Genomic DNA, 19448 nt, shown 5'->3' with positions numbered 1-19448 from the left:
AATCAGGTCTATTTCTTGATTAGTTTCCAGACTTTTGATGCTCCGCTAATCACAAGAAGAACAATAAATCCAATAACAAGTCCTGCTAGGAACTCAAAGGCAATCGCAGGCATTGGAACCAATTCTTCGAAATGATGAACAAAATGTAGGTTATGTACGAACAAGCCGCCGGAAACAAGGAAAAGGGCAATTGTTCCGATAATAGATAGACTTTTTACAACCTTTGGAAGCGCACTAACGAGGAGTTTTCCAACCTTATCAGAAAAGGAATCATCTTCTTCATTTAGATTGATCAATTTCAACCCCAGATCATCCATTCGAACAATCAGAGCTACAATCCCATAAACTCCAACAGTAGCTATCAGTGCAATTAATGTAACGACTGGAATCTGTATGGAAATTGATTCTTCAGGTACTGAACCTAAGGCTATGATGATGATTTCAACAGAAAGAATAAAATCAGTTATAATGGCTGATTTGACCTTTTGCTTTTCTAATTCAAGAATTTCACTCTTCGTTAAGTTCTTTTTTTCGTCAAGTTTGGATGTATGCTCATGAGGCACGAAAAATTCATAGACTTTTTCGGCTCCTTCATATGCCAGATACAAACCACCGATGATCAGGATGACCGTGATGGCTTGTGGGAGAAATGCGCTTAACAGAAAAGCTATTGGGAGTATAATGGCTTTGTTTAGCAATGAGCCTTTGGTGATTGCCCAAAGCACTGGTAACTCACGAGAGGATACAAATCCTGAAGCTTTCTCAGCATTAACTGCCAGGTCATCTCCAAGAATCCCCGCTGTTTTTTTGCCCGCAACTTTACTCATCGTTGCCACATCATCCATTAAGGAACCAATATCATCAAGTAATGCAAATAAGCCTGAAGCCATAGTGTCTGATCTTTGTATGCGAAAATAAGAGGAATTTGTTAACCTTGAGAATCATTCGCTGGTTGATTCTAGTGAGTTAAATGCTAAAAAGCATATTTTGGTAAACTCTAAATTTTTTGACGTGTTTACAGAATATGACTAAAGTACTGATTACCGGTTCGAATGATGGTTTAGGGTTTTTAGCAGCCAAACGATGTGTTGAAGAAGGAGCTCAGGTATTTCTTCACGCTAGAAACCAAGAGAAACTAGATAGGGCTGTTGCTCAAATTCCAGGCATAAAAGGTGGTTTTGTAGCCGATTTGTCTGATATACGGCAAGTTCAAAAGCTTGCTGATCAACTTAATAATGGAGGACCTTTCGATGCAATCATTCACAATGCCGGTGTTTATCAATCTACTTCCGAAGAACTATTCAGAGTAAATGTCCTGGCTCCGTATTTGCTCACAACTAATGTAACTACTCCAAAGCGATTGATCTATGTAAGTTCTCAAATGCATAAAGGCGGCTCTTTTCCTAAATCAATTAATCAATTAACCTATTCTGACTCCAAACTTTGGCTAACGATGCTGATGACAAGTTTTAGTATGCAGTTTCCAGAATGTTATGTGAATGCCGTAGATCCGGGCTGGGTATCAACCAAGATGGGAGGTAAAGGAGCACCAGATGATTTAGATCAGGGAGCGGAGACTCAGGTTTGGTTGGCAACTAGCAATGAACCCGAAACTTTGGTGTCTGGTAAGTATTTCTATCACAAAAAGGAGCAGGCACCTCATAGTGATGTTCACAATACAAGCAAGCAAGAGGAATTGATCGAATTACTCAGCGAATGGAATTAAAGTCTATTCATTGATGTTTGGTTTGAATACCTTAATTTTAAATCATGGCAGCCAAAGTAGAACGATCACTTTCAGAGTTCAATAACGAATTAAAATTGAAAGGTTTTAATGTCTTTCAGATAGAGAAAGATTCTCATGCTACGAAGACGTATAGTCGAAAGGATTTTTATAAAATCTGTATGACTACAGGGAAGAGCATGATCCATTATGCAGATCGTAGTTTTGAACATGAAGGTACGGTGTTGTTCTTTGGAAATCCTCATATTCCGTATTCCTGGGAAACACTTTCGACTACCTATGCGGGTTACACTGTGCTATTTTCAGAAGACTTTTTGAATCTTTCTGATAAAGCGGAGAGCCTTCAGAAATCGCCTTTGTTTCGAATAGGAGGCACACCAATTCTCAAAATCAGTGAAGAACAACGACAGTTTTTGAACGGAATGTTCAATAAAATGATTGAGGAGCAACAATCTGATTATGCTCATAAGGATGATCTAATCAGGAATTATATTCATTTGTTTCTACATGAGGCAATGAAAATGCAGCCTTCAGAAGATTTCGACACGAAGAAAAATGCAGCATCTCGTCTGACCTCAGTTTTTCTGGAATTACTTGAGCGTCAATTTCCTGTGGAGTCTGCAGAGAGTCCGCTGAAGTTGAAAACGGCACAGGATTATGCTAATCAACTATCTGTTCACGTCAATTATCTCAATCGTTCGGTGAAGCAAGTGACAGGTAAGTCAACAACAACACATATCACTGAGAGAATTCTCGCAGAAGCAAAGGCCATCTTGCAGCACACTGATTGGAATGTAAGTGAGATCGCTTACGCTCTTGGGTTTGAGTACCCTACATACTTTAACAATTTCTTCAAAAAGCAAACGGGAACCACACCCAAGTCCATGCGGACTGAGATGGTTTGATATTCTTAAGTTTTGATTTGATTTCCTTTAACAGGAGCACTCTATTCATTCGGATCTTTGCATTGGATATTACTTATGGTCAATTAATCAAGTCTATTGATTGAATGATTTAGCATCCAACGAGCCTGTTTGGTTTGATATTTATACTTATTGGTTTGAATATCATACCATCAACATTGATTTGAGCTCGTTAAATGTAGTAATTGATAATAAAAAGATTTGAATTATGAAATATTTGAAATTGATGGTGGTATTAGGACTAGTAGCCTATACCAGCCATGTATACGCAACAGATTTAGATAAGAGAAATCAAAACGACAAAGAAATGAGTGCAGAAGAAAATTACACATTTGATTTAAGTAAGCAGGTGACTCGTACAGCAGTTACTTTCAAAAACAGGTTTGGCATTACAGTAGCCGGGGATTTATATCTCCCAAAAGATGCACGTAACGAAAAACTGGCAGCTTTAGCAGTTAGTGGTCCTTTTGGAGCGGTTAAAGAGCAAGCATCAGGTTTATATGCTAATCAAATGGCGGAAAGAGGTTTTGTGGTATTGGCTTTTGATCCATCATACACAGGCGAAAGTGGGGGAGAACCAAGACATACATCTTCTCCAGATATAAACACCGAAGATTTTAGCGCGGCTATTGACTATTTAGGTCTTCAGTCTAATGTGGATAGAGAACGCATAGGAATCATCGGTATCTGTGGTTTTGGAGGTTTTGCTCTAAACGCAGTAGCAATAGATAAGCGAGTGAAAGCGGTTGCAACAACAAGTATGTATGATATGTCAAGAGTCATGTCAAAAGGATACTATGATTCGACAACACCTGAGCAGAGAAGTCAGGCACTAGAGCAAATGAGTCAGCAGCGTTGGGTAGATGCAGAAAATGGAACTGTGGCATTGTCTGGACAAGGTTTACCAAATGAGATTACAGGAAATGAGCCTGAGTTTGTTCAGGGATACTTTGACTACTACAAAACAGAGAGAGGATTTCATCCAAGATCGATTAACTCTAACAGTTCATGGACAGTGACTACTCCACTATCATTGATGAACATGCTGATCATGACCTACATCGATGAAATCTCTCCAAGACCAATTTTGTTGATTGCAGGTGAAAAAGCACACTCAAGATACTTTGCTGAGGATGCATATAAAGCCGCAAATGAGCCTAAGGAATTGATGATTATTCCAAATGCAGTACATACCGATTTGTATGACAAGGTCGATGTAATCCCATTTGATAAATTAGAATCATTCTTCGACACGTATTTGGTTGCTGAAAAAGCAGAAGCTGTGGCCAATCAATAATTCGTAACTTGAAGGAAGTGTCATTCTAACGATATAATCAACAATGGAAGATAGAGAAAAAGACATTTTCAAAAGGTTGAGATCCGGATCATCCATACCTATGGATGATCCGGATTATGGCAAGTTGCGTGAAGTGGTCAATAGAACCATGAAGTTATCTGTGAAACTCAACAATTCGGAAGATACAGATGAAGCAAGGGCTTATCTAAGTGAGATCATTGGTCAACCGATTGATGAATCCACAGTGGTTTTTACGCCCTTTCATACCAATGTAGGAATCAATATTCAGCTTGGTAAGAATGTGTTCATCAATCACGAATGTAGCTTTTTGGATATCGGAGGAATTATCATTGAAGATGAGGTGATGATAGGTCCTCGAGTCAGTATTACTTCTGAAAATCATCCAGTTTCCGTGAAAAACAGAAAAACCATGGTTCCTTCAGAGGTGGTCATCAAGCGAAATGCCTGGGTTGGAGCAGGAACAACAATTCTACCTGGTGTAACAGTGGGTGAAAATGCAGTTGTAGCAGCCGGAGCTGTGGTAACTAAAGATGTTCCAGCCAATACTGTTGTCGGGGGAATTCCAGCGAAGGTTCTGAAGGAAATTGAAGATTAAACAGCTTATTTGGTTCCAGATAATTGACTTATTATTTGTAGAGGATTGAATTCATTAATGATTGGTTTGATTTTCATACTAACCAATTCCTCACTTTTTGACTTATAAGAAAATTAACCATACAACTTATTGACTATGAAAGAACTATCACTATTTTTTCTAGGTGGTTTGCTGATGATAGTATCATGCTATCAGCAACAAGAAACCTCAGAAACCACCAAAAAGAACACTCAGAAAGTCTCTGCGATTTTTCCAAAAGGTAACAAAGGGTCAGATCAATTCTTTACTGGAAACGCTTACAACTACGGATTGGTGATGGATACTACGTTGACAACCATCGCAGGGAATGTGTACTTCGAGCCGGGAGCTCGTAGTAACTGGCATACACATCCTGGAGGTCAAATATTAATTATCACTGATGGGGTTGGTTACCATCAGATAGAAGGTGAGCCTATCCAAATCATCAATAAAGGAGATGCCGTAACCTGTCCTCCAAACACAAGACATTGGCATGGAGCTAGTCATGATGTAGCATTACAACAACTATACATTGTGCCTAACATAGAGAAAGGTGTAGTAGACTGGATGGAGGCTGTTACCAATGAGCAATACGATCAAGTACTCAACAAATAAATACGTTGATCTTGAAATGACAAATAACTATAAATGAGCTTAATCAATATAGTTCAACACCTTTTCAAGTTCGGCTTTATAGTAATCCTTAGGTTGATATAATAATTTACCTTCCGGGGAAATGAAGTAATAAGTAGGGTAGTAGCTCACATTATAGTCCTTGAGAATGGGATGATTGGCTCCTGCATGAAGTTTGGTTCCAATGAATTCGAACCGGTCAGCAATGGCTAATCCCTTATCAAAATCATCATAACCATTTATAGAAACGAACTCTACTTTCCCTTGATACTGATCGATAATGGAAGGAAGCCCTTTCATTGCCGCGATACATGGTTTGCATTTGGAAAACCAAAAATCGAGGTAGACATACTTACCTTTTAGGTCTGACAAAGAAATCGTATCGCCTTCATAGGATATTAAGCTAAAATCTGGTACTTGTTGACCAATTGCTAGAGTTCTTGTACGGCTAATACTCTGCGCATAATTGAAAATAAAGTCATTAGCTGGATTCTGAGTGATTTCATTTAAGTAAGGATCGATGGTGTTTGGTGTGTCATTTAAATCAATGAAATACGAGTGATAGTAATGGTTTAGTTGAGATAGTTGAGCGAGTTGTCTTGTCTCTGAGTTATCAATCTTACTGATAAAGTCCATGGCTTCAAAAAAGGCCTTTTTATATAGGATTTTAGATTGTTCATTTGAATAATAAGAACTTCTTTGGAAATACTGAAGTAAGATATTGCCGAAAATAAAGTCAAACGAATTCAGTAAAATGGGATTATCAAATGGACTGCCCACTGCTAAAAGTACTTCATTGATAGTGCTTTCAAACTCTTGTATGTCTTCTTTCTTAAAGGCATTGATTAGTAAAAATGAGGCAAGGTAGGAATCGATATATTCTTTGTGAGTTGTGTAATAGGGTTGAGATCTGATTTTCTCTATTCTACGATTGATCGTGCGGATTTCATTTCGGTTGTTTTTAGTACTTCTCCCGAGATAAAGGAAACCAAGAAATTGGTCTTTACTTCCCTGATAGTGCTCTTCTTTCGTGTAGAGATCTTTAAAATGCTGATCAACAGCCTTTATAATGGTATTGATCTCACTATTAGATTCTTTCAATTCTACCTGAAGCGGATTCGTATGATTGATTACAAGGTCATAGGTTCCATTGGGCTCCACATAAAAGGAGAAAGACTCATTGTCAACTTTCAAAAGTATTTCTTCAAGAGGAGGTTCATTTTTGAAATCAATAATGAAAGTTTCTATGTTATCTGAATGTGCTTCAACTATCTCAGAATGTGAGGGATTAATCACTTTAGCAAGTGTAAAACTCGAATTAAAAGATGATGATTGGTTAATTCGAATTGTACTTTGGCCAAAGATAGGAAGACAAGAAAAAAGGCAAATCAATCTGATTATTGGTTTCATATGGCTTTGTTGAGCTGATATTGAATGGATTGATCTAGGGTAAATATGTTAGATCAACTATTAGTCATAATGAATATAACCTTTTTAACTAAGCGATAGTATCAAAAAAGCTCAGATTTCAACGTATTTTAAACAATATAATGCATAAACATTCTAGGATTATTGACGTGCAAGTCGGTATGAAAAAAGCCCGAATCAATGCGATTCGGGCTTTTGGATTTATAAACATGTCAGTCAAAAAGCTGTTTTAATATTCTCCTCGGATTTTGATCACCATGCCGTCCATTTCGTCTTTCAGTTGAAGCTGACAAGCCAGACGGCTGTTGTCATCTGCGTCAGGTAGGGTGTCCAGCATGTCATATTCCTGATCGATTCGCTCACCTAGTTTATCAAGTCCCTCCAGCACTTCTATGTGACACGTTGCGCACATAGCCATACCACCGCAGGTGGCCATTATATCGTACTCACTTGCTTTGAGAAACTCCATGAGGTTAAGTCCCATGTCTGTAGGAATCTCCAGTTGTTGCTGGGTTCCATTTCTATCTTCAACGGTTATATTTACCATGTTGATGTGTTCTGTTTACTTATAATTTAGAAGGAGTTTACTCCATTTACAGTAGTATATTTGAAGCTAAGCTTTTGCTCTGGGTATACGTATTTGAAAGCACTCTGTGCCATCAAGGCTGCTTCATGAAATCCACACAATATCAGTTTCAGTTTACCTGGATAAGTATTGATGTCTCCAACTGCGAAAATGCCTGGTACGTTAGTTGAATAGTCAAAAGTATCCACTTGAATAGCATTACGGTCTACATTTAAGCCCCAATCGGCTATAGGGCCAAGTTTCGGACTCAATCCAAATAATGGAATCAAATAATCTGCGGCATGTGCGGTTTCATCTTTGTTATGATCAGCGATAACCACTTCATTCAACTGTCCATTCCCACTTATTCGAGTAATGTTCGATTTTAGGATCAAGTTAATTTTTCCATCATTGGCCAATTGAAAAACTTGCTCAGCACTATCAGGTGCACCACGGAAAGTCTCATTTCTATGAACCAAAGTCAGAGATTTAGCAATTTTGGATAAGTGAATGGTCCAGTCCAACGCGGAATCCCCGCCGCCTGCTAGAACAATATTTTTGTCTCTGAAAAGCTCGGGATCTTTGACCATGTAGATTACTCCTTTACCATTTTCAAACACATCCAGATTCTCAATAGCCGGTTTTCTTGGCTCGAATGAGCCCAGGCCTCCAGCAATAACAATTACTTTCGCATTGACCTGAGTTCCTTGATTGGTAGTCAAAGTAAAGCTTTCATCCGCTTGCTTCTCCACTGTTTCTACTCGCTCACCTAAGCTATATGTAGGACTAAATGGCTCAATTTGTTTCAATAAATTGCTGATGTGATCCTGAGCCAATATCCCTGGAGATCCAGGAATATCGTAGATCGGTTTTTGAGGGTAAATTTCAGATAATTGACCGCCTACTTGTGGCAATGCATCAATGAGATGACATCTCATTTTCAAAAGGCCTGCTTCAAAAACGGCGAATAGTCCCACTGGACCTGCTCCAATGATGCAGATATCTACTTGTTTCATACAGAATTTCTATTATTTAAATGGAATTTTTAGAGCTAGATGAAGGACCTTTAGTCAATACATCTAGTAACATGTCAAAACGCTTCTGATAGTCCTGACACAACTCGTTTCCATTAAAGAGATCTCCACGTTTGATAGGTATGCTCAGAGGAGCAGTCCATGCTCTCAGTGCTTTTGCTACCGAATCCATCGCATTGATGCCTTGCATGGCTTGTACGCCATCTGCCCAACACACCAGACCAATTGTTTTTCCTGTTAAATACGGTTCTGGAAGACCAGCGCTACATTCCAGCCAATCCAGGCAGTTTTTCATGGCTCCAGTCATGCTGCCATGATATAGTGGGGTAAGCCAAATGTGAATGTCTGCCTCTCTGAAAATAAGGTTCATTAATTCTACAGACCGTGGAGTGCTTTTGGTGTTCGTATCAAATAAGGGAATGTCTGCTTCTGCTAAATTGAATTGCTGTACATCAAATCCCTTTTTACTTAAAGTTTGGTTTAAGAATAAGCTGAGGCGGTTAGAAGTGTCTGTTTCTCGGTGCTCCATAGCACCATTGAAGACTAATATTTTCATTTAGAGGTTGGTTGAGAATGAATAACAGTGGTCTATTGTTGATTTTACAGATGACTTTTAGTTGTCCTGCTTCAGCATACATCAGCGATTTGACTATTGGATTTGTGCAAGCTGCAAAAGGAGGACCGGTTTAAATCGTGAAGTGTTGTTTTAAAAAATGGAGAAGAAGATTTTGGTAAAACACATTAAAAAGATGTTATCTTCTTCATCCATATAGTAATCAGTAACCGCTGGTTACTTCAACTTTGAAATAACTTCTTCGTATTTTTTCTCTACAGCAGCCCAGTCTAAAACATCCCAGAATGCATTGAGGTAATCAGGACGCTTATTTTGATACTTTAAGTAGTACGCATGTTCCCAAACATCAACTCCAAGTATAGGGAAGCCTTGATTGGTTTCATTGATATCCATCAAAGGATTGTCCTGGTTAGGAGTAGACGTCACTCCAATAGTACCATTGTATTTTACAAATAACCAGGCCCATCCAGAACCAAATTGGGTAGCTCCTGCATTATTGAATTGCTCTTTAAAAGCGTCAAGACTACCGAATACCTTATTGATTTCTTCCGCTAGCTTTCCTTCAGGTGCTTTTTTAGGAGTAGGAGAAAGGATTTCCCAAAATAATGAGTGGTTGTAGTGACCTCCGCCATTGTTTCTTACACCTGCGCCGTACTTGCTGATGTTTTTGATAATTGCCTCAATATCGTCTGTAGGTGCATCCGTTCCTTCGATTGCAGCGTTCAGCTTGGTAACATAAGCCTGGTGGTGTTTCGTATGGTGGATGGTCATTGTTTCTTTATCGAAATGAGGCTCTAATGCATTGTATGCATAAGGTAGCTCAGGTAATGAGTAACTCATGATTTTACTTGTTTTATGTTCTAAATTGTTATGCAAATCTATAATCAGGAACGATTAAAACAAGTAAAAGGTTTGATAAATAGGAAAATAAAACAATGAGTTGCTTTGTTTAAATTGCTAAGAAGCCATTTTGAACCAGCTATTGCAATTTTTATATTATTTTTACCTCGAATAAAACAATAATTGAATTGGATATTAATTCTACGGTCAACAAAATACTCGTCTCTATAAAAATGAAGGGAGAAGTGACAGCTGCCTCACTCGCTGATGAGCTCGGTATGACCAAAGAAGGAGCCAGGCAGCATTTGTTAAAGCTTGAAAAACTGGAGCTGATTCAAGGGAAAGCTAAAAGTGCAGGCGTTGGAAGACCAGTTACTTACTATCAATTGTCTTCAAAGGGACTAGATGAATTTCCTGATTCTCATGCTCAGGTCACTATAGACTTACTGAATTCGGTCAGAAATTTACTTGGAGAGAATGCGTTGAGCCTTTTAATAACTGATAGAGAGCAGAGAACTTACGCTCGCTATAAGGCCGCATTGGAGTCGGATATAACACTAGAGAGCAAGTTGAATAAATTAGCTGAACTTCGCTCTAATGAAGGGTACATGGCAGATTGGAAAAAGGAAGATGATGCTTATTATTTGATAGAAAATCATTGTCCTATCTGTGCTGCAGCAAAGGCATGTCAAGGATTTTGCAAAGCCGAATTAAAGAACTTTAAACAATTGATCGGGGAGGAGTATCAGGTAGAGCGTGTCAAGCATATACTTTCCGAAGATTCCAGATGTGTATACAAGATAACCTCGAACGGGTAATGCTTTGTCAGTTTATGGATTTGTGAATAGTACCTTATCAACGATAATCAATTGATGACACCATGTTAACGGTTAGCTGTTATTAGGAAGGCATATTTGCTGAAGAAAAATAAACCAATACCAGCAAATGAGTTATTCTTTTCAGGCCTTAGTGCAGGAGCGCAGATCGTCCAACTTTTTAAACCTGCGAACCATTTCGAAGATCAATCAATTTGATATTGTTTATCAACCGTTAATTGAGGATTTTAAGAATAAAGTAAGGTACACCAAGTCAGGTGAATTGGTGATCAATATGGATTTTTTAAATAAAGAAAGGGCTCGTACACTGTTTGGTCTGTTCAAATTTTTACAAACTGAGCAACGATTGGGTGCGGTTTTAAAAATAACCTGGGAAGTGCCACTTTCTAATATCTTGATGCTCGAAACAGCCATGGATTTTGCCGAACTCTATGAACTGCAGGTGACGATATCTATTGATTAAAGGTAAGTGAGCGTATAATAGTTAACTAGAAAAGTAGTTAATAGACCAAAGCATTAGCTGAAATACTATAATTTAGCAGTAGTTGATGTCGAATCAACATATTGTAATTATTAACTATGAAAACTCACAACCTAATGAAGAAAACGCTTTTAGCGGTGGTCATCTGTGCGCTTGCATTTGTGACTTTTGCCCAGGAAAAAGACATCAAAGGTCAACTCGATAAACCTTTGACAAGTCCTATTCCAATGGATCCTAACGTTCGAGTGGGAAAATTGGAAAATGGATTGACTTATTACATCCGTAAAAACGATAAACCAGAAGATAAGATTGAGTTTAGACTTGCAGTAAATGCTGGATCTATTCTTGAAAATGAGGACCAGAAAGGTCTGGCTCACTTTGTGGAGCACATGGCATTCAATGGAAGTAAGAATTTTCAAAAGAATGAATTGGTGAATTACTTGCAGTCTATCGGTGTGGAATTTGGTGCTGACTTAAATGCCTACACGAGTTTTGATGAAACCGTGTATATGTTGCCTATTCCAACTGGTGATCCAGAAGTATTGGATCAGGGATTGAAGGTGTTGGAAGACTGGGCTGGTGGACTGGAGTTTTCTCCGGAAGAGATCGACAAAGAAAGAGGTGTCGTAATCGAGGAGTGGAGATTAGGTCAGGGTGCAGATCAGCGTATGCGTGACAAGTGGTTCCCGATTATGTTCAAGGATTCTCGCTATGCTGAGCGCTTGCCAATCGGTGAAAAAGAGATTATCGAAAATGCGGATTACGAAACCATTAAGAGTTTCTACAAGACCTGGTACAGACCAAATTTGATGGCGATCGTAGCTGTTGGTGATTTGGATCCTGATGCTATGGAAAAAGAGATCAAAACGCGTTTTGGTAAACTGAAGAACCCAAAGAAACCACAGGAAAGAAAAGTATTTGACGTGCCGAGTCATGAGGATACTTATGTGGCTATAGAGCAAGATAAAGAAGCATCTTTTACCATGGTAAGAGTGGTTTATAAAATGGATGATGAAGACGGATCTAAAGAGCTTAAAGACCTTAGAAAGAGCTTGACTTATAGTTTGTTTAATAACATGATCAATCAGCGTTTGAACGAGCTTCGTCAATCGGCAACTCCTCCATTCGTATTTGGAAGCACAGGTTATGGTAGCCTGGTAAGAACTAAAAACAACTATTCTTCTTTTGCAATGGTAGGAGAAGACGGTATCATGAATGGTTTGGAAGCGCTTGTGACAGAAAACGAGCGTGTAAAACGCTTTGGGTTTACGGAAGGTGAATTGAAGAGAGCTAAAGCAAGATTGCTTAATTCATTGGAGCAGGAAATGAAAGAGCAGGACAAAACAGAAAGTGGCCGATTGGCTATGGAGTATGTGAACTCCTTCCTAGAAACAGATCCAATCATTTCTCCATACTTCACTTATGAGTTTGCTAAGAAGCAGTTTGAGAGTATCAAAGTAGCTGAAATCAATGCCTATGCTCCGAAATGGATCAAAGACAGTGATCGAGTAGTGGTTATCACTGGTCCTGAAAGAGACAATCCAGATGTGACCAAAGAGAGCGTGTTGGCTACACTAAAGGATGTAGGATCAATGGAGCTTGAGCCTTATGCTGATGAGATGTCTGATTCAGAATTGCTGGCTGAGAAACCAAAGAAAGGATCTGTTGCCTCAGAAAAAGTTATTGAAAACGTAGATATCACGGAGTTGACCTTGTCTAATGGAGTGAAAGTTGTATTGAAAGCAACTGACTACAAGAATGATGAAATTCTAATGTCTGCAAGCAGTGATGGTGGACATTCATTGTATGATGATGACAACTATGAGAATGCTACTTACTCTTCGAGCATCGTTAGCGAAAGTGGTGTGGCAGATTTCTCTAAAACGGATTTGGATAAGCTATTTGCAGGTAAGACCGTGAGAGTTTCTCCGTTTGTAGGAACATACAGTGAAGGCTTTAGCGGAAGCGCTGCTCCTAAGGATTTGGAGACGATGATGCAAATGATCTATTTGTATTTCACAAGCCCAAGAAAAGATGCGGCAAGTTTTGAGTCATTCAAGACAAGAAATACTATGTTGTATGGCAACCTGATGTCGAATCCGGCATACTATTTCCAAAATGAGATGATCAAAATCTTGAGTCAATACAACAAGCGTGTTGGTTTCCCAACTGCAGAAGAATTGGCTAAAATTGATCTGGACAAATCATTTGCGATCTACAAGGAGCGTTTTGCTGATCCAGCTAACTTCACGTTCTTCTTCGTGGGTAACTTCAAAGTAGAGGAGATTAAGCCATTACTTGAAACGTATTTGGCGAGTATTCCAAGTGTAAAAAGAGAAGAAACCTGGAAAGACCTGGGCATTAGACCTCCAAAAGGTAAGTACACGAAAGTGATCAACAAAGGTACTGATCCAAAGAGCCAGGTGTCTATTAACTACAAAGGTGAGGCAGACTACAGCAAAGAGGAAAATTATATCTTGAGCAGTCTTGGTGAGGTAGTTACTAATCGTTTGATCGACTTGATTAGAGAAGAAAAGAGTGGGGTATATGGCGTAGGAGCTAATGGTTACATCAGTGAGCGTCCATATGAAAACTACACGTTCTCTATTTCATTCCCTTGTGGTCCTGAAAATATGGAAGAGCTGAAGCAAGCGGTTTATGACGAAATTGAATTGATCAAAAAAGAAGGCGTAACCGAAGAAGATTTAAAAGAGATCAAGGAATCTCAAAAAATCAATCGTAAAGAGAGCTTGAAGGAGAACCGTTACTGGTTGAATAGTCTTTCTTCCTATTACTCATACAACAGAGATTTAGCTGATTTCTATGAGTATGAAAAGCTTATCGAAGAATTGAAGCCAAAAGATCTACAAGAAGCAGCTAAGAAGTATTTAGTGAAAGGCAACTTGATCGAGATTGTCTTAATGCCGGAAGAATAAATAAAGATCTAAATGTATCAAAAAGGAGCCCTGTCAGTGATGATGGGGCTTTTTTGTTTGGCTAATTGTAGAATCGATTATAGGTAATTAGTTGTTGTACGACCGGTGACTGTTTGACTTAAACTCTGTTTTCAAGTTTGCGTCGGAGGTTACTGGATAAAAAAGCCATAATGAAACCTAATGTGATCAATGCTGATGCAATAATGAAAAGTGCAAAGAATGGATTGTGAAAGGATCGGATTTGGTTATGGACTTCACTAATATTATCGAAAGTCAGTGATTTCACACCAATAAATAATAGTATTAAAACTCCTAAAGTCATTAGGAAATAGCCCAATGATTTGAAAAACCGAATACGTTCCTGAAAGTTTGATTTCATAATTGGCGGAGAAAAAAGCTGAATAGTATGCCTAAGATTATAAAGAGTGAAACACAAGAAATGTAAAGTTCGATTTGCTTATTGATAATGTTCTGACCGATTTTGGGTGTTTCAAAACAGTGAAGTACATATTTTGTATAACTCCATAAGACTGGAAAGATCAAACGTATTTGTTTATTGAATATCATCTAGGAACTTTTAGTTAGATGTATTGAATATTTTTTTAAAAAGGAGATCAAATCGATCATTTCATCTTCGGTCAACTGGAAGGATTTCATTCGGTGGTTTCGATGATCAATGAATGATATACCGAGATTAGCACCATATTCAAATGCCAGGGTTTAGCCCTTTATTTCTTTACGTAAACTGTTTGTTGTCTTAGCGAAAGCCATTGTTAATGGTTTTGTGTGATACATCATTTTCAAGGTTTTCACTTCCTATTGGATAATTCATTGAGTTTTTTCTTCTGGTTAGTACTAAAGTGTGTAGGATTAAAAAAGGCTCGAACAATATGTCCGAACCTTTCAGTAACCGAATATGAATAAGATTAGATAATCTCTACTTTGGCGGCAAATTCTCCTCTATCTCCTTGCTCAATGACAAACCTTACTTTGTCATTCTCAAGTAGCTTTTCCTTTGTGTTAGACTTATGTACGAAAAGTTCTATGTTGGTTTCATCTTGAGTAATGAACCCATATCCTTTTTCCTCATTAAAGAATTTTACTGTTCCTTTTTCCATAATTGTACTATTTTATTGTTCTTTTTCTGGTTCATTTTGGATATTTCCATTGAGGTCTACAAAGGCCATCATGTCTTCCAGCTTTCCACTGGATTTGGAGGCTTTATGATCTCGTTTTCTTTGGAGTTTTTCCTCACGCTTTTTGTTCTTGCCAATAGCGCGTTGTTTTTTCATGAATTTGTTCTGTGACTTTGCCATACGATATCTTATTTGATTAATCGATTAGCGTAATTGCCCTTCCCGTTTTACCTGCCCTTCCTGTTCTACCTATTCTGTGGACATAATCAGCGTAGTTTCGAGGAGTTTGATAATTGATGACTAATTCTACATCACTGATATCAATGCCTCGAGCGATCACATCCGTAGCGATCAGAATGTTAATCTTCCCTGTCTTGAAGCTGCTAAGTGTTTGATCACGTCTATTTTGTGACTTGTTACCATGGATAGCGTCGGCAGCATAGGAGTCGTTGATTAGCTTCTTTAATAATTGATTTGCGTGTCTTTTAGTTTCACAAAAAAGGATTGTTTTAGCATCTATTGGCTGGTTGAGAATGCTTTTCAGCACCTGAAACTTATCCTTACCTTCTGTATAAACCACTTGTTGATCGATAGAGGAGGACCTGTGCGTGGAAGTGGCCGATTTTACTACAATAGGCTTATTGGTAATTTCTCGGATTAGATGTTCTTGAGCAGGATCCAGCGTAGCAGAAAAGAGTAGGGACTGTTCTTTGCTTGTCATCTGATTATTGATCTTTTGAACTTCTCTGGAGAAACCCATGTCTAGCATTCGATCAAACTCATCCAATACCAATACTTTGAACTGACTATAGTCTATTGCACCCTGTGCATTCATGTCTTGTAGCCTGCCTGGAGTGCCAATGATTACATGATTGGTTCTTTTCAGCGTATTCAATGTCTGAAATACGGAGGTGCCACCGATTAATACTGTAGAGTAAAGACCAAGTCCCTTGGATAGCGAGGCGAACTCTTCGTTGATTTGGGTGGCTAGTTCTCTGGTAGGTGCAATGATCAAAGCATGATTATGACGCTTGTTTTCAAGCAACTGTTGGATGAGTGGAATCAGAAAAGCAGCTGTTTTTCCAGTACCTGTACCTGCTATCCCAATTATATCTTCGCCTTGAAGTATCGGTATGATGGATTTGTCTTGAATTTCAGAAGGTCTTGAATAACCTTTCTGAGCGATCAGAGTTTGCAGCTTTTGATGCAAGGGGAACTCTGTAAACGTATATTTATTTTGATAAACTGTAGCCGTTTCAGGACTTTGTTCACCAGTATGAATGTATTGATTGACGTCTATCGTTTTATTGACAGATTTAGTGGTTGTTTGTTTTCTTGTTCGCTTTCTGCGACTGTATGATATATTATGCATATGATTTTTTCGTTTTTGTAGGCTCTGAACCGAGTTCTTTGAGCATGTATAAATGTTGATAGACAGCAGTAGCTAATGTAGGCTGCGTATGATAGGGCAGGTTGTACTCGCTGGCGGTGGCTGCTACTATGCCGGAAATTTTACGGTAATGAATGTGGCAAATATGAGGAAACAGGTGGTGCTCTATCTGATGATTAAGACCTCCGGTAAACCAAAATAAGAGTCTGCTATTAGTTCCAAAGTTGGCGGTGGTTTTCAGTTGATGAGCCAGTCTATTCTCAGGTATATGACCATCTGGTGAATTGATAAACTCTGATGAATCCATCACATGCGCGCATTGGAAGGTAAATGTCAGTATACTTCCAGCCACAAAGTGCATGGTCAGGAACATCAGAGCCACCATCCAAAATGGGTAAGCCAACCATATGGATGGAAGAACAAGAAAAAGAGAAAAATAAACAGCTTTTCGTATGATGATTTGGGTGATGTGGAGATTGAAATCTTTGCCTGACTTAATAAAACCCTCATTTTTGTATTTGACAGCTTTAGCAAAGTCCTTGACTGTCACCCAGATCAGTGTGCCTAACCCATAAAAGAAGAAGGCATAAAGATGTTGGTATTTTTGAATGGATAACCTGGGCTGATGTGGTGAAAACCGAAAGATGAACCTGGGTTCTATGTCTTCGTCAGCGTGTTCTATATTGGTAAAGCTATGGTGAAGTACATTGTGCTGAATTTTCCAGTTTCGGGGGTCCACACCAACTAACCACGTGCATAGTGCCACAAGCTGATTGGTAGATGGTTTGTTTGAAAATGATCCGTGCAGACTGTCATGCATTACCGACATGCCTATAAAAGCCTTACCAAACCCCATAATGGCCCAAAGTAGAAATAGCAGTGGGAGTGAAGAGATTTGAAATACGAGTAAAGCAACAAAGGGCAACAGGTAAATACTCAGTGCAGAAATGGTTTTCATTACCATTTCTGTGTTGGCTCCTTTGCTGATGTGGTTGTCTTTAAAGTAGGAATTGACCCGTAATTGTAATGTTTTAGCGAACGCTGAATTGATCTCGGATGAGAATTGGCAATTTATCAAGTATGATAAGTTAAAAGTTAGTTTCTGTTTGGAAGCAGTAACTAATCAATTAAACTTGATTTACTGGTTCTGAAACAAAAGAATATCGAGAGATTTTCTCTCAATGAATAATGCAGCCAGAAAATGCAAAAGGGAAACGTTGTAAGGATTTGACTTGAGAAGTCTCTGAACTTGATGTGCCAAAGGACGACAATTAAATTGACAATACCTATTATCTCAATGGATTCTGTCATCTGCATGTTTTTTATGGTTTCTTGCTGATAATCACTAGAATCCAGTTTAAATCCTGAGAAGAATAGGAATATCCAAAAATTAAGAACTAGCTTTGCTACGCTGTATTTAGAATTAGACAAATTCTTATTCTCGTTTTGAGCCAAGGAATTGAATGAATTTTAGGATTTATTTGATTCCAATCAATAAGCACCTCTCTCGACTAAGCTAATCGCTCTTGCAGTTGGGTTCATTGAAAGCCCCGAATACTGAGTAAAATCTAGACTGATCATGTAACGCTGCCTTCTGGTATATCCAAAATTGTGGTATTGTTCATTATTGTTTCATGTGCAGCCGAAATACGTAATTAATTAATCATAATAGAATGCAAGAAGGAACTGTAAAGTTTTTCAATAATTCCAAAGGTTTTGGATTTATTAGTCCCACAGAGTCAAGAGAAGATGTTTTTGTACATGAGTCAGGGCTGATCGATGATATCCGTGAAAATGATAAAGTGACCTATGATCTGGAAAGAGGAAAAAAAGGAATGAATGCTGTCAACGTAAAAGTTGTAAGCTAAAATCACACATAAAAAAACCATCACTTAGGATGGTTTTTTTATGTAAATAGGTTTCGCCAAGAAATGTAATAATTTGGATACATTTCATTCAAACCAGAGTTATTCAAAGTGCCATTCACCCTTGATTTTTCTCTAACTACACCACGCAATGAAACAACTTAAAATACTTGTTCAAATAACGAAAAGAACGCATTCATTAGAGCGGTATTTTCAGGAGATTGACAAAGTGGAGCTGATTTCCGCTGAAGAAGAAGTTCGGCTGACTCAGCGTATACGAGAAGGGGACGAACAGGCGCTGGAAAAATTGACCAAAGCTAATTTGCGTTTTGTGGTTTCTGTGGCTAAGCAATATGATCGAGGTTTTCCCAATATCACCTTGATGGACTTGATTAGTGAAGGGAATATAGGTCTGATCAAAGCTGCTACACGGTTTGATGAAACCAGAGGATTTAAGTTCATCTCCTATGCTGTGTGGTGGATTCGACAGTCAATTGTTGCTGCCATTTCGCAAAATTCGAGAACGGTTAGGCAGCCTTTGAATAGGGTAAATAGTTACAATAGAGTCATCCATTCTTTTACAGCGTTAGAGCAAAAGCTAGAGCGTGAACCTACAGATGACGAGTTGGCTGAAGAAATGAATGTGTCTGGAGATCAGATCACTGACATAAAGGAACTAGGTGCTAAAACAGCTTCTTTTGATGCACCATTGATGGCTGATGAAGCAGTTAACTTACTTGATGTGATGGCTGACCCAGCTGGACAAAATCCTGAAGAGAGTTCCATTGCACTTTCATTGAAGTCTGATATTCGCAGTGCTTTTAAGGTACTGACATTCCGTGAATCACAGGTATTAATTCTTTTTTATGGTCTCAATGATGAGCCAAACATGACACTAAATGATATTGGAGAGCGATTTGATCTGACAAGAGAACGTGTGCGTCAGATTAAAGAGTGCGCTATTCGCAAGCTTCAGCACAACCCAAGTGGAGGTGCACTTCTTAAATCTTATTTAGGTTAAACTGAATTAGTTATCGGTATTTCAGTAAGTCGGTTTATCGGTAAATCAGTAATCGGTAGGACGCAGTTTAGGAAGTTGGTTAGCAGCCTATAGCGGTATCCATACAGTTAA

General features: G+C 38.5%; 21 protein-coding genes. 10 read left to right on the top strand and 11 right to left on the bottom strand.

The features are described 5' to 3' along the window. Positions 1-8: 8 nt before the first annotated feature. A complete protein-coding gene (locus NXS00_RS01910; protein ID WP_258097421.1) occupies positions 9-890 on the bottom strand; it encodes a DUF808 domain-containing protein in 882 nt (293 codons plus the stop codon). A gap of 134 nt (positions 891-1024) precedes the next feature. Here NXS00_RS01910 and NXS00_RS01905 point away from each other — a divergent pair, with 134 nt between their 5' ends. The 5 genes from NXS00_RS01905 (at position 1025) to NXS00_RS01885 (ending at position 5213) form a co-directional block, all read left to right on the top strand. Next, complete coding sequence (locus tag NXS00_RS01905; protein ID WP_258097420.1) at positions 1025-1726, top strand: SDR family NAD(P)-dependent oxidoreductase; 702 nt, start codon at positions 1025-1027, stop codon at positions 1724-1726. 44 nt (positions 1727-1770) lie between these two features. After that, complete coding sequence (locus NXS00_RS01900; RefSeq protein WP_258097419.1) at positions 1771-2649, top strand: helix-turn-helix domain-containing protein; 879 nt, start codon at positions 1771-1773, stop codon at positions 2647-2649. Positions 2650-2875: 226 nt separating this feature from the next. Next, the gene (locus NXS00_RS01895; RefSeq protein ID WP_258097418.1) at positions 2876-3964 is read left to right on the top strand and encodes an alpha/beta hydrolase; all 1089 of its coding nucleotides are present in this window, start codon (positions 2876-2878) and stop codon (positions 3962-3964) included. Positions 3965-4007: 43 nt separating this feature from the next. After that, positions 4008-4580: a DapH/DapD/GlmU-related protein gene (locus NXS00_RS01890; RefSeq protein WP_258097417.1), complete on the top strand. Its 573-nt coding sequence runs from the start codon at positions 4008-4010 to the stop codon at positions 4578-4580. Positions 4581-4715: 135 nt separating this feature from the next. After that, positions 4716-5213 (top strand): cupin domain-containing protein, encoded by a 498-nt coding sequence (locus NXS00_RS01885; protein WP_258097416.1) that lies wholly within the window; start codon positions 4716-4718, stop codon positions 5211-5213. A gap of 39 nt (positions 5214-5252) precedes the next feature. Here NXS00_RS01885 and NXS00_RS01880 read toward each other — a convergent pair whose 3' ends face one another. The 5 genes from NXS00_RS01880 to NXS00_RS01860 form a co-directional block, all read right to left on the bottom strand. Further along, entirely contained in the window at positions 5253-6527 is a 1275-nt protein-coding gene (locus NXS00_RS01880; RefSeq protein ID WP_258097415.1) for a TlpA family protein disulfide reductase, read from the bottom strand. A 361-nt stretch (positions 6528-6888) separates the two neighbouring features. Further along, complete coding sequence (locus NXS00_RS01875; RefSeq protein ID WP_258097414.1) at positions 6889-7206, bottom strand: 2Fe-2S iron-sulfur cluster-binding protein; 318 nt, start codon at positions 7204-7206, stop codon at positions 6889-6891. A 26-nt stretch (positions 7207-7232) separates the two neighbouring features. Beyond that, entirely contained in the window at positions 7233-8240 is a 1008-nt protein-coding gene (locus tag NXS00_RS01870) for an NAD(P)/FAD-dependent oxidoreductase (RefSeq protein ID WP_258097413.1), read from the bottom strand. A 16-nt stretch (positions 8241-8256) separates the two neighbouring features. Then, positions 8257-8814 carry an NADPH-dependent FMN reductase gene (locus NXS00_RS01865; protein WP_258097412.1) on the bottom strand — a complete coding sequence of 186 codons (558 nt, stop codon included), beginning with the start codon at positions 8812-8814 and terminating at the stop codon, positions 8257-8259. 234 nt (positions 8815-9048) lie between these two features. Further along, the gene (locus NXS00_RS01860) at positions 9049-9672 is read right to left on the bottom strand and encodes a superoxide dismutase (protein ID WP_258097411.1); all 624 of its coding nucleotides are present in this window, start codon (positions 9670-9672) and stop codon (positions 9049-9051) included. A 188-nt stretch (positions 9673-9860) separates the two neighbouring features. Between NXS00_RS01860 and NXS00_RS01855 the strand changes: the two genes are divergently transcribed. From NXS00_RS01855 to NXS00_RS01845, 3 genes are all read left to right on the top strand, one after another. Next, on the top strand, positions 9861-10490 hold the full coding sequence (locus NXS00_RS01855; protein WP_258097410.1) for a helix-turn-helix transcriptional regulator: 630 nt from the start codon (positions 9861-9863) through the stop codon (positions 10488-10490). Positions 10491-10617: 127 nt separating this feature from the next. Then, the gene (locus tag NXS00_RS01850; protein WP_258097409.1) at positions 10618-10971 is read left to right on the top strand and encodes a SiaC family regulatory phosphoprotein; all 354 of its coding nucleotides are present in this window, start codon (positions 10618-10620) and stop codon (positions 10969-10971) included. Between the two features lie 116 nt (positions 10972-11087). Beyond that, a complete protein-coding gene (locus NXS00_RS01845; protein ID WP_258097408.1) occupies positions 11088-13925 on the top strand; it encodes a M16 family metallopeptidase in 2838 nt (945 codons plus the stop codon). A gap of 118 nt (positions 13926-14043) precedes the next feature. On the opposite strand, the gene NXS00_RS01840 is transcribed toward NXS00_RS01845, so the two are convergent. From NXS00_RS01840 to NXS00_RS01820, 5 genes are all read right to left on the bottom strand, one after another. Beyond that, positions 14044-14304, bottom strand: coding sequence for a hypothetical protein (locus NXS00_RS01840; protein ID WP_258097407.1), 261 nt, complete (start codon positions 14302-14304; stop codon positions 14044-14046). A gap of 547 nt (positions 14305-14851) precedes the next feature. Continuing rightward, the gene (locus NXS00_RS01835; protein WP_258097406.1) at positions 14852-15043 is read right to left on the bottom strand and encodes a cold-shock protein; all 192 of its coding nucleotides are present in this window, start codon (positions 15041-15043) and stop codon (positions 14852-14854) included. Positions 15044-15055: 12 nt separating this feature from the next. Continuing rightward, positions 15056-15241 carry a cold-shock protein gene (locus tag NXS00_RS01830; protein ID WP_258097405.1) on the bottom strand — a complete coding sequence of 62 codons (186 nt, stop codon included), beginning with the start codon at positions 15239-15241 and terminating at the stop codon, positions 15056-15058. 16 nt (positions 15242-15257) lie between these two features. Further along, the gene (locus NXS00_RS01825; RefSeq protein WP_258097404.1) at positions 15258-16433 is read right to left on the bottom strand and encodes a DEAD/DEAH box helicase; all 1176 of its coding nucleotides are present in this window, start codon (positions 16431-16433) and stop codon (positions 15258-15260) included. After that, positions 16426-17409, bottom strand: a complete 984-nt coding sequence (locus NXS00_RS01820) for a fatty acid desaturase family protein (protein WP_258097403.1) — start codon at positions 17407-17409, stop codon at positions 16426-16428. The genes NXS00_RS01825 and NXS00_RS01820 overlap by 8 nt, the downstream gene beginning before the upstream one ends. Before the next feature lie 715 nt (positions 17410-18124). On the opposite strand from NXS00_RS01820, the gene NXS00_RS01815 reads away from it, so the two are divergent. Together NXS00_RS01815 and NXS00_RS01810 are read left to right on the top strand one after the other, a co-directional pair. Further along, positions 18125-18319 carry a cold-shock protein gene (locus NXS00_RS01815; RefSeq protein ID WP_258097402.1) on the top strand — a complete coding sequence of 65 codons (195 nt, stop codon included), beginning with the start codon at positions 18125-18127 and terminating at the stop codon, positions 18317-18319. 148 nt (positions 18320-18467) lie between these two features. Then, complete coding sequence (locus tag NXS00_RS01810; RefSeq protein WP_258097401.1) at positions 18468-19337, top strand: sigma-70 family RNA polymerase sigma factor; 870 nt, start codon at positions 18468-18470, stop codon at positions 19335-19337. Positions 19338-19448: the final 111 nt, after the last annotated feature.

Origin of the sequence: Marinoscillum pacificum (genome assembly GCF_024714495.1) — a bacterium.
Taxonomy (GTDB): Bacteria; Bacteroidota; Bacteroidia; order Cytophagales; family Cyclobacteriaceae; genus Marinoscillum; species Marinoscillum pacificum.
Note: the sequence above shows the minus strand (reverse complement) of the source record. Positions and strands in the feature narration are given on the sequence as shown.